The sequence below is a fragment of the Micromonospora sp. MH33 genome, assembly GCF_003013775.1.
GTDB classification, from domain to species: Bacteria; Actinomycetota; Actinomycetes; order Mycobacteriales; family Micromonosporaceae; genus Micromonospora; species Micromonospora fulviviridis.
Window position 1 is genome coordinate 1 of the sequence record NZ_MUYZ01000215.1, and the last position, 12,252, is coordinate 12,252.

The 12,252-nt window shown below is 76.4% G+C and carries 3 protein-coding genes and 1 pseudogene; all 4 read left to right on the forward strand.

Going from position 1 to position 12,252, the window contains the following annotated elements; all coding sequences use genetic code 11:
• Positions 1–51 precede the first annotated feature (51 nt).
• Positions 52–903 (forward strand): annotated as a pseudogene (locus B0E53_RS39655) (condensation domain-containing protein); the annotation flags it as partial.
• Positions 904–1,042: 139 nt separating this feature from the next.
• Positions 1,043–10,627, forward strand: coding sequence for a non-ribosomal peptide synthetase (locus tag B0E53_RS39660; protein ID WP_246835590.1), 9,585 nt, complete (start codon positions 1,043–1,045; stop codon positions 10,625–10,627).
• 29 nt (positions 10,628–10,656) lie between these two features.
• Entirely contained in the window at positions 10,657–11,352 is a 696-nt protein-coding gene (locus tag B0E53_RS25875) for an alpha/beta fold hydrolase (RefSeq protein ID WP_107078422.1), read from the forward strand.
• Entirely contained in the window at positions 11,349–12,203 is an 855-nt protein-coding gene (locus B0E53_RS25880; RefSeq protein ID WP_107078423.1) for an SDR family oxidoreductase, read from the forward strand. Before B0E53_RS25875 ends, B0E53_RS25880 begins: the two co-directional genes overlap by 4 nt.
• The last annotated feature ends 49 nt before the right edge of the window (positions 12,204–12,252 follow it).

A 12,252-nucleotide genomic window follows, 5' to 3' on the forward strand; every position in this document is an offset into this window, starting at 1 on the left:
CCCTCGACGGTGGTGGTGCTCGACGCGCTGCCGCTGACCGCCAACGGCAAGGTGGACCGCCGGGCGCTGCCCGCCCCGGACCACGCCGGCGCGGCGGCGGCCGGCCGGGCCCCCGCCGACGCCCGCGAGGAGCTGTTCTGCGCCGCCTTCGCCGCCGTGCTCGGCCTGCCCGCCGTCGGGGTGGACGACGACTTCTTCGCCCTCGGCGGGCACTCGCTGCTCGCCGTCGCCCTGGTCGAGCACCTGCGCGGACTCGGCGTGACCGTGCCGGTGCGGGCGCTGTTCACCACCCCCACCCCGGCCGGCCTGGCCGCCGCCACGGGCGTCGCGTCGGTGCCCGTGCCGCCCAACCGGATCCCCGACGGCACCCGGGAACTCGGCCCGGAGATGCTTCCCCTGGTCGACCTGACCCCGGAGGAGCTGGCCACCGTGGTCGCGGCGGTCCCCGGCGGGGCGGCCAACGTCGCCGACGTCTACCCGCTCGCCCCGCTCCAGGAGGGCATCCTCTTCCACCACCTGATGGCCGATCGGGACGGCGACGACGTCTACGTGCTGCCCACCGTGCTCCGGTTCGCCACCCGGGACCGGCTCGACGATTTCCTCGCCGCCCTGTCGGCGGTGGTGCGCCGGCACGACATCTACCGCACGGCCGTGGTCTGGGCCGGCTTGCGGGAGCCGGTGCAGGTGGTGGCCCGGCACGTCGAGCTGCCGGTGGAGGAGGTGAGCCTGGCCGGCGCCGCGGACCCGGTCGCCGCGCTGCTCGCCGACGGCGGCGCCTGGCTGGCGCTGGACCGCCCGCCGCTGCTGCGGATGCGGGTGGCCGCCGAGCCGGGCACCGGCCGCTGGCTGGGCCTGCTGCGCATCCACCACCTGGTGCAGGACCACACCGCCCTGGAGGCGCTGCTCGCCGAGGTGCTGGCGTTCCTGACCGGTCCGGGCCCTGCTCGGCGACGTCACCGAGACCACCGCCCCGTACGGCCTGACCGACGCGCACGGCGACGCCGCCGACCTGCGCGGCGCGCAGCGCTTCGTCGCCGACGACCTGGCCGCCCGGGTACGCCGGCTCGGCCGCTCCCACGGGGTCAGCCCGGCCACCCTGTTCCACCTGGCCTGGGCGCGGGTCCTCGGCGCCCTCACCGGCCGGGACGACGTGGTCTTCGGCACCGTCCTCTCCGGTCGGCTGGGCGCCGGCGGGGGCGACGCCCGGGTCCTCGGCCCGTTCATCAACACCCTGCCGGTGCGGGTCCGGCTCGACGGCGGCACCGGCGACGCGCTGGCCGCCCTGCGCGTCCAGCTCGCCGAGCTGCTGGCGCACGAGCACGCCCCGCTCACCCTGGCCCAGACCGCCAGCGGGGTGCCGAACGGGCAGCCGCTGTTCACCGCGCTGTTCAACTTCCGGCACAGCGCGCCGCCAACGGGCGGGCCCGCGGACGACGGGGTTGACGGCATCGAGCAGGTGGCCTCCCGGGAGCGGAGCAACTACCCGGTCACCGTCTCCGTCGACGACCTGGGGGAGCGGTTCCTGCTCAGCGTCGACGCGGTGGCCCCGGCCGACCCGGACGACGTGTGCGCGCTGCTGCACACCTGCCTGGCGCACCTGGTCGCCACGCTCACCGACGCGCCGGAAACCCCGCTGGCCGCGGTGCCGGTGCTGGACGACGACGGCTACCGGCGGCTGGTCGAGGAGCCGAACCGCACCGGCCGGGGCGTGCCGGCGCTGACCGTCCCGGCCGCGTTCGCCGCGCAGGCCGCGCGTACCCCGGACGGGGTCGCCCTGGTCGACGCGGCCGGCGCCTGGACGTACGCCGAACTGGACGCCCGCGCCGGCCGGCTGGCGCGGCTGCTGCGCGACCGCGGGGTCGGGCCGGAGACCGTGGTCGGCGTGCTGCTGGACCGCTCCGCCGAGCTGGTGGTGGCGCTGCTGGCCGTCCTCAAGGCCGGCGGCGCCTACCTGCCGGTCGACCCCGGCTACCCGGCCGGCCGGATCGCCGACATGGTCGCCGACGCCGCGCCGCGGCTGCTGCTCACCACGAGCGCGGTGACCACCGTGCTGCCGGTGGCGGTCGACCGGCTGGTCCTCGACGACCCGGCCACCCGGGCGGCGCTCGACGCCGCCGACCCGGCCGGACCCGCCGGACTCCGCCCCAGCCACCCGGCGTACGTCATGTTCACCTCCGGCTCCACCGGGCGGCCCAAGGGCGTGGTGGTGCCGCACGCGGCCATCGACCGGCTGGTCCGCGCCCCCGGGGTGGCCCCGCTCGGCCCCGGCGACGTGGTGGCGCAGCTCGCCTCGGTCTCCTTCGACGCGGCCACCTTCGAGATCTGGGGCGCCCTGCTCACCGGCGCCACGCTGGCCGTTGCCCCGCCCGGGGCGCTGTCCGTGGCCGAGCTGCGCGCCTTCCTCACCGACCGGCGGGTCAGCACGCTCTGGCTGACCGCCGGTCTCTTCCACGAGGTGGTCGACGCCGACGTCACCGCGCTGGCCGGCCTTCGCCGGCTGTTCGCCGGCGGCGACGTGCTCTCCCCGGCGCACTGCCGCGCCCTGCTGGAGCGGCTGCCGCACGTCCAGCTCGTCAACGGGTACGGCCCGACGGAGAACACCACCTTCACCACCGTTCACCTGGTGCGCCCCGACGAGCCCTCCGGGCCGGTGCCGATCGGCGCGCCGATCCCGGACACCCGGGTGTACGTCCTCGACGAGGCGCTGCGGCCCGTCCCGGCCGGGGTGGTCGGCGAGCTGTACACCGCCGGCGCCGGCCTGGCAAGGGGCTACGCCGGCCGGCCGGGCCTGACCGCGGAACGCTTCGTGGCCTGCCCGTTCACGCCCGGGGAGCGGATGTACCGCACTGGCGACCGGGTGCGCCGCGACCCCGACGGGCGGCTGGTCTTCGTCGGCCGGGCCGACGCGCAGGTCAAGCTGCGCGGCTTCCGCGTCGAGCCCGGCGAGACCGAGGCGGTGCTGGCCGGCCACCCGGACGTGGCCCGCGCCGTGGTCACCGTCCGCGAGGACACCCCCGGCGAGAAGCGGCTCGTCGCGTACGTGGTGCCGACCGACCCGTCCACGCCGGGTGACGCCCTGGTTGCCGCGTTGCGCGCGCACGCCGCCGACCGGCTCCCCGACTACCTGCTGCCCGCCGCCGTCGTGCCGCTGCCGGCGCTGCCGCTGACCGCCAACGGCAAGGTCGACCGGGCCACCCTGCCCGCCCCCGAGCCGAGCGCCGGGAGCGGCCGGCCGGCGGCCACCGCCCGGGAGGAGATCCTCTGCGGCGTCTTCGCCGAGGTGCTGGGCCGGCCCACGGTCGGGCCGGGCGACGACTTCTTCGCCCTCGGCGGCCACTCGCTGCTGGTCACCCGGCTGGTCAGCCGGGTCCGGGTGGTGCTCGGCACGGAACTGCCCATCCGCGCGGTGTTCGAGGCGCCCACCCCGGCCGGCCTGGCCGACCGGCTCGCCCGGGCCGCCGCGCCGGACCGGCCGGCGCTCACCGCCCGGCCCCGTCCCGACCGGGTGCCCCTGTCGTACGCGCAGCGGCGGCTGTGGTTCCTCGGCCGCCTCGAAGGGCCGAACGCCACCTACAACATCCCCCTCGCGCAGCGGATCGACGGGCCGGTGGACACCGCCGCGCTGGCCGCCGCGCTGCGCGACGTGGTCGAGCGGCACGAGGTGCTGCGCACCGTGTTCCCGGTCGCCGACGGCGAGCCGTACCAGCGGGTGCTGCCGCTCGACGGGTGCGGCTTCGCGCTCAGCGTGGTCGAGACGCCCGCCGACCGGCTCGCCGACGCGGCCGGCGAGGCGGCGGCCACCCCCTTCGACCTCGCCGTCGACCTGCCGGTGCGCGCCTGGCTGTTCACCGCCGGCCCGACCGAGCACGTGCTCGTGCTGCTGGTGCACCACGTCGCCGGCGACGGCTGGTCGATGGCCCCGCTGGCCCGCGACCTCGCCACCGCGTACGCGGCCCGCCGCGCCGGCCGGGCTCCCGAGTGGACCCCGCTGCCGGTGCAGTACGCCGACTACGCGCTCTGGCAGCGGGACCTGCTCGGCGCCGACGACGACCCGGAGAGCGTCCTCGCCCGGCAGGTCGCCTACTGGCGGGCCGCCCTGGACGGCGCGCCGGAGGAACTGGAGCTGCCGGTCGACCGGCCCCGCCCCGCCGAGGCCGGCCACCGGGGCCACGACGTGCCGCTGCGGGTGCCCGCCGAGGTGCACGAGCGGCTGCGCGAGGTGGCCCGGGCCGAGGGTGTCACCGTCTTCATGGTGCTCCAGGCCGCCTTCGCCACCCTGCTGTCCCGCCTCGGCGCCGGCCGGGACGTGCCGATCGGCTCGGCCATCGCCGGCCGCACCGACCAGGCGCTCGACGAGCTCGTCGGGTTCTTCGTGAACACCCTGGTGATCCGCACCGACCTGAGCGGCGACCCCACCTTCCGCCGGCTGCTGGCCCGGGTCCGCGCCGCCGGCCTGGCCGCCTACGAGAACCAGGACGTGCCGTTCGAGCGGCTGGTCGAGGAGCTGGCTCCCGCCCGCTCGCTGGCCCGGCACCCGATCTTCCAGGTGATGCTCACCCTCCAGAACACCGCCCCGGCGGGTGGCGAACTCGCCGGGGCCCGCACCGGCGGCCTGCCGGTCGGGCTCACCGCGGCCAGGTTCGACCTGGAGGTGACCATCGGCGAGGCGTTCGACGCCGACGGCTCGCCCGCCGGGCTGGACGGCGCGCTGATCGCCGCCGCAGACCTGTTCGACCCGGCCTCGGCGGAACGGATCGCCGACCGCCTGGTCCGGGTGCTCGACGCCGTCACCCAGGACCCGGACCTGCGGGTCAGCCAGGTCGACGTGCTCGACTCCGACGAGCGGCGGGCGGTGCTCGCCGGCGGATGCGACTCCGCCCTGCCGGTGCCCTACACCACCGTGCCGGCGCTCTTCGCGGCCCAGGTGGCCCGCACCCCGGACGCGACGGCGGTGACCTGCGGCGCGACCCGCTTGACCTACGCCGAGCTGGACGCCCGGGCCAACCGGATCGCCCGGCATCTGGTCGGCCGGGGCGTCGGACCCGAGTCGGTGGTGGCGGTCTGCCTGCCCCGCTCGGCCGACACGATCGCCGCCCTGCTGGGCGTCTGGAAGGCCGGCGCGGCGTACCTGCCGGTCGACCCGGCGTACCCGGCGGACCGGATCGGCTTCCTGCTCGGCGACGCCGAGGCGGTCTGCGTGCTCACCGCGACCGGCCCGGCGGCGGCGCTGCCCGCCGGCGCCCCGGCGACCGTGCTGCTGGACGACCCGGCCGTCGCGGCCGAGCTGGCCGGCCTGCCCGGCGCCGACCTCACCGACGCCGACCTCACCGACGCCGACCGGCGGGCCCCGCTGCTGCCCGGGCACCGGGCGTACGTCATCTACACCTCCGGCTCCACCGGCCGGCCCAAGGGCGTGGTGATCGAGCACCGCACCGCGGTCGGCCTGCTCACCTGGGCGGCCGGGGCGTTCAGCCGGGAGGAGTTCTCCCGGGTGCTCGCCGCCACCTCGTTCACCTTCGACGTGTCGGTCTTCGAGCTGTTCGGGCCGCTGGTCTCCGGCGGCAGCATCGAGGTGGTCCCGGACCTGCTCGCGCTCACCGACCGGGCGGGCGCCGGCTGGTCGGCGAGCCTGATCAGCGCCGTGCCCTCGGCGCTGTCCCGGGTCCTCGGCGACGACGTGCGCGCCGCCGCCCGTACGGTGGTGCTGGCCGGCGAGGCGCTCACCGCGTCGGCGGTCAACCGGGTCCGCGGCGCGCTGCCCGGCGTCCGGGTGGCCAACATCTACGGCCCGACCGAGGCCACCGTCTACGCCACCGCCTGGTGGACCGACGACGACGTGGCCGGCGTCCCGCCGGTCGGCCGGCCCATCGCGAACACCCGCGCGTACGTCCTCGACGACCACCTCACCCCGGTCCCGCCGGGCGTGGTCGGCGAGCTGTACCTGGCCGGCAGCCAGCTCGCGCGCGGCTACCTGGGCCGGGCCGGGCTCACCGGCGAACGCTTCGTGGCCTGTCCGTTCGACACCGGCGGGCAGCGGATGTACCGCACCGGCGACCGGGTCCGCTGGTCGGCGGACGGCCAGTTGGTCTTCGCCGGCCGGGCCGACGAGCAGGTGAAGATCCGCGGCTTCCGGATCGAGCCGGGCGAGGTGCGGGCCGCACTGGTCCTCCACCCGGACGTGGCCGAGGCCGTGGTGCTGGCCCGCCAGGACGTGCCGGGCGACCCGCGGCTGGTCGGCTACGTCGTACCGGCCCACCCGGACGTCGACGCGGCCGGCCTTCCCGAGGCGGTCCGTGGGCACCTCGCCGGGCGGCTGCCCGCGTACATGGTGCCGGCCGCGGTGGTGGTCCTCGACGCGCTGCCGGTCACCGCCAACGGCAAGCTCGACCGGCGGGCCCTGCCGGCGCCCGAGTTCGGTGCCGGCGCGGGCGCCGGGCGCGGCCCGGAGACCCCCCGCGAGGAGACCATCTGCGCGGTCTTCGCCGAGGTGCTCGGGCTGCCGGCGGTCGGCGTGGACGACGACTTCTTCGCCCTCGGCGGGCATTCGCTGCTGGCCGTCACGCTGGTCGAGCGGCTGCGGCAGCGCGGCGTGTCGGTGTCGGTGCGGGCGCTGTTCCAGACCCCGACGGTGGCCGGGCTGGCCGCCGCCGCCGGCCGGGAGCAGCTGGCCGTGCCGGCGAACCGGATCCCGGCCGGGGCGGACCGGATCACCCCGGAGATGCTGCCGCTGGTCGAGCTGACCGACGAGGAGATCGCCGCGGTGGCCGCCAGCGTGGCGGGCGGCGCGGCCAACGTCGCCGACGTCTACCCGCTCGCCCCGCTCCAGGAGGGCATGCTCTTCCACCACCTCATGGCCGGCCAGGACCGCGAGGACGTCTACGTCATGCCGGCCCTCGTGGAGTTCGACTCCCGGGCCCGGCTGGACGCCTTCGTGGCGGCGTTGCAGCAGGTCATCGACCGCAACGACGTGTACCGCTCGGCGGTGGTCTGGGAGGGGCTGCGCGAGCCGGTGCAGGTGGTGTGGCGCCAGGCCACGCTGCCGGTGCACGAGGTGACCCTCGACCCGGGCGACGGCGACCCCGCCGACCGGCTCCGGGAGACCGTCGGGCTGGCCATGGACCTGGGCGCGGCGCCGCTGCTGAGCATCCACGGCACCCCCCGCCCCGACGGCACCTGGCTGGCGCTGCTCCGGGTGCACCACATGGTCCAGGACCACATGGGCCTGGAGGTGCTGCTCGACGAGGTCCGGGCGATCCTGCTCGGCCGCGGCGACCAGCTGCCCCCGCCGGTGCCGTTCCGCGACTTCGTCGCCCAGGCCCGCGGCGGGATCTCCACCGACGAGCACCGGCGCTACTTCGCCGACCTGCTCGGCGACGTGACCGAGCCGACCGCCCCGTACGGACTGCTCGACGTGCACGGCGACGGCGCCGGCCTGGTCCGCGCCGGGCTGCCGCTGGCGCCCGAGGTGTCCGCGCGGGTCCGGGACGTGGCCCGCCGGCTCGGGGTGAGCCCGGCGACCGTGCTGCACGTGGCCTGGGCCCGGGTCCTCGCCGCCGTGGCCGGCCGGGACGACGTGGTGTTCGGCACCATCCTCTTCGGCCGGTTGAGCACAGGCGCGGACCGGGTGCCCGGCCCGTTCATCAACACCCTGCCGGTCCGGGTCCGGGTCGGCGGCACCGGCGCGGCGGCCGCGGTCACCGCGATGCGGGACCAGCTCGCCGCGCTCCTGGAACACGAGCACGCGCTGCTCACCACCGCGCAGCAGGCCAGCGGCCTGGCCGGCAGCGCGCCGCTGTTCACCGCGCTGTTCAACTACCGGCACAACACCCCCGGCCAGGCCGCGGCGCACGCCGACGAGGAGATCGAGGGCATCCGCGCGCTGTCCATGCGGGAGCGCACCAACTACCCGCTGTCGGTCGCCGTCGACGACGACGGCGCGGGGCTGCGGGTGAACGTCAACGCCGTCTCCCCGGTCCGCCCCGACGCGGTCTGCGCGCTGCTGGCGACCGCCACCGCGAACCTCGTGGACGCGCTGGAGGCCGGGCTCGACGGCGGACCCGACCTCCCGCTCACCGGCGTCGACGTGCTCGACCCGGCCGCGCGGCGGCAGGTCCTGGTCGACTGGAACGACACGGCCACGCCGGTGGCCGACGTGTCGGTGGTCGAGGCGTTCGCGGCCCGGGTGGCGGCCGACCCGGACGGGACCGCCGTGGTGGCCGGGGACGTGACCCTGTCCTACGCCGAGCTGGACGCCCGGGCCGGGCGGCTGGCCCGCCGGCTGGTCGCGGCGGGCGTCGGCCCGGAGTCGCCGGTGGCCGTGGTGCTGGAACGCTCCGCCGAGCTGCTCGTGGCGCTGCTGGCCGTGGTCAGGGCCGGCGGCGTCTACCTGCCGCTGGACGTGGCCTGGCCCCTCGCCCGGATGCGCACGGTGGCCGCCGACGCGGGCGCCCGGGTGGTCCTGGTGCACGCGCCGACCGCCGGGCACGAGTTCGTCACCACGGCCGGCGACCTCGTGATCGTCGCCGCCGACACCGACGAGGAGGCTCCCGGAGTCGCGCTGCCCCCGGTGGTCCCGTCGGCCGCCGTGTACTCGATGTACACCTCCGGCTCGATCGGGGTGCCGAAGGGCGTGGTCACCACGCACCGGGACGTGGTGCGCCTGGCGTACGACCGGGGTTGGGGTGCGACGCCCCGGGTGCTGTTCCACGCGCCGCACGCGTTCGACGCGTCGACGTACGAGATCTGGGTGCCGCTGCTGTCCGGCGGGACCGTGGTCGTCGCCCCGGCCGGCGCGATCGAACCGGCGGTGCTGCGCGACCTGATCACCTCCCACGACCTCACCCACGTGCACGTCACGGCGGGCCTGCTGCGGGTGCTCGCCGAGCAGGATCCGGCCTGCTTCGCCGGGCTGCGCGAGGTCCTCACCGGCGGCGACGTGGTGCCCGCCCCGGCGGTCCGCCGCGTCCTGGACGCCAACCCGGGGGTCCAGGTCCGGCACATGTACGGCCCCACCGAGATCACCCTCTGCGCCACCCACCACGAGGTCACCGACCCCGGCCAGGTCGGCGACGTCCTGCCGATCGGCCGCCCGCTGGACAACACCCGGGTGTACGTCCTCGACGACCGGCTCCGGCCCGTCCCGGTCGGTGTGCCCGGTGAGCTGTACGTGGCCGGGGCCGGGGTGGCCCGCGGCTACGCCGGCCTGCCGGGGCTGACCGGCGAGCGGTTCGTCGCCGACCCGTACGGCGGTGTGGGGGAGCGGATGTACCGCACCGGCGACCAGGTGCGCTGGAGTCCGGACGGGGAGCTGGTGTTCCTCGGCCGCGCGGACGAGCAGGTGAAGATCCGCGGCTACCGGGTGGAGCCGGGCGAGGTCGAGGCCGTGCTCGCCGCGCATCCGGCGGTGGCGCAGGCGGCCGTGCTGGTCCGCGAGGACACCCCCGGCGACAAGCGCCTCGTCGCCTACCTGGTGCCCGCCGAGGCCGGTCAGTCCGTCACCGAGACCGTGCGCGCGCATGTCGAGGAGCGGCTGCCCGCGTACCTGGTGCCGGCCGCCTTCGTCGAACTCGACAGCCTGCCGCTGACCGGCAACGGGAAGCTCGACCGGGCCGCCCTGCCCGCGCCCGGCACCCCCGGGGCGGGCGCCGGGACCGCCCGGGTCGCCCCCGGCCCCCTCGCCGTGCTGGAGGAACGCATCTGCGAGGCGTTCGCCGAGGTGCTCGGCCTGCCCACGGTCGGCGTCGACGACGACTTCTTCACCCTCGGCGGGCACTCGCTGCTGGCCGTCGCCCTGGTGCAGCGGCTCAAGGTCCGCGGCATCTCGGTCACCGTGCAGGAGGTGATGGCCAGCCCCACCGTCACCGGGCTGATGAACGCCCTCAGCCTCTCCTCGGTGCGGGCCTCGCTCGACGTGCTGCTGCCGATCCGCACCGGCGGCGACCGGCCGCCGCTGTTCTGCGTCCACCCCGCCGGCGGGCTGAGCTGGTGCTACCTGCCGCTGGCCCGGCACGTGCCGGAGGCGTACCCGATCTACGGCCTCCAGGCCAGCGGCCTCGACGGCATCGGGACGCTCGCCCCCTCGCTGCGCGAGATGGCCGCCGACTACGCGGCGCGGATGCGGGCGGTGCAGCCGTCCGGGCCGTACCTCGTGGTGGGCTTCTCCTTCGGGGTCGCGCCGGCCCACGAGATCGCCGTGCAACTGCGCGAGCAGGGCGAGCGGGTGTTCCTGGTCATCATGGACTCCTACCCGCCCGACGAGGACGACGAGCCCGAGGCCCCGGCCGGGGACGTGCCCTGGGAGGAGCTGATCCGGGCCGAGTTCGGGCACGTGATCGCCGGCTTCTCCGACGACGAGGTCGGCCTCCTGGCCCGCGTGGTGCAGAACAACACCGTGGTCCGCGCCGGGCACCGCTACCGGGTGTTCGACGGCGACGCGCTGCTGCTCACCTCCACCGACAGCGCCCCCGACGGCGAGCCGGTCGCCGGCCGGTGGGCCCGGCACGTCACCGGCACCGTCACCGAACGGGCCCTGCCCTGCTCGCACGACGAACTGGTCCGCCCCGACATCCTCGGCCAGGTCTGGCAGGCCGTCGCGGCCTGGCTGCCCGACGACGGACCGTCGGCCTGACGCCCCACCCCAACGGAGAGAGGAACGACATGCAACCCACCTCGCTGGTGTGCGTACCCTTCGCGGGCGCCGGCGCCTCCTTCTTCCACCCGTGGGCCGCGCTCGTCGGGGAGCGGCTGCGGATCGTCGCGCTGCAGCCGCCCGGGCGCGAGTGGCGGCTCGCCGAGGAGCCCTACACCGACGTCGCCGCGGCCGCCGACGGGCTCCTGCCCGGCCTGGTCGAGCAGGTCGACGGGCCGGTCGCGCTCTTCGGGCACAGCCTCGGCGCGGTGCTCGCCTACGAGCTGGCGCACCGGCTGGTCGCCCGCGGCGTCCCGGTCACCCGGCTGATCGTCAGCGGCAGCCCCGGCCCGTGGACCGCACGGACCAACCGGGCCACCGGCCTCGCCGACGACGACTTCCTGCTCCGGGTACGCGAGTTCGCCGGCTACGACCACGAGGCCCTCGCCGACGAGGAGATGCGCGAGCTGATCCTGCCGATCCTCCGCGCCGACGTGGAGATGCACGAGAACTACCGGCCGGGCGGCGACGAGCCGCTGCCGGTGCCGATCACCGCCGTGCACGGCCGGGACGACGAACTGGTCACCACCGCGCAGACCGGCGAGTGGAGCAAGGCGACCAGCGGCGAGTTCACCCAGGTCGAGGTCGACGGCGGGCACATGTACCTCACCGAGGACGCCGCCGCGCTGCTGCGGCTCATCGAGAGCGAGCTGGCCCGCGGATGAGCGCCGACGCCACCACCACCGGCGCGGCGCGGCTCGCCGGGAAGACCGCCATCGTCACCGGCGCGGCGCGCGGCATCGGCCGGGCCTGCGCCACCGCCTTCGCGGCCCAGGGCGCCGACCTCGTGCTGCTCGACCGCGCCGAGGACCTGCCCGGAGTGCCCTACCCGCTCGGCACGGCCAGCCAGCTCGCGCACACCGTCGCGCTCTGCCGCGACCAGGGTGCCGCCGTGCTGCCGGTCCGCGCCGACGTCCGCGACCTGGCCGCGCTGGTGGCCGCCGTGCAGCAGGCCTGCGATCGCTTCGGCACGGTCGACGTGCTGGTCAACAACGCCGGCATCGCGGCGCCGTCCGGGAAGACCGCCGACGAGATCACCGAGGACGAGTGGTCCCTCATGATCGACGTCGACCTCTCCGGGGCCTGGCGGATGACCAAGGCCGTCGGCAAGGTGATGACCGCCCGCCGCGCCGGCAGCATCGTCAACGTGGCCTCCACCGCCGGGCTGGTCGGCTACCGGCACTTCGCCGGGTACGTGGCGGCCAAGCACGGCATCGTCGGCCTCACCCGGGCCACCGCGCTGGACTACGCCCCCATGAAGGTCCGGGTCAACGCGCTCTGCCCCGGCTCGGTCCGCGACGACCACGCGGTGGAGGGGCGGATGCTCTCCGAGATCGCCCGCTCCCTCGACGTGCCGGTCGCCGAGCACGAGGAGACCTTCCTCCAGGCGCAGCCGATGAACGCCCTGATCGAGCCGGAGGATGTCGCGGCGGCCGCCGTCTGGCTGGCCTCCGACGAGTCCCGGCAGGTCACCGGCTCCGTCCTCACCGTCGACGGCGGCTTCACCACCCGCTGAACCCCAGGGAGAGCATGTGCGTACGCTCCAGCCGCCCCCGCCGGCCACC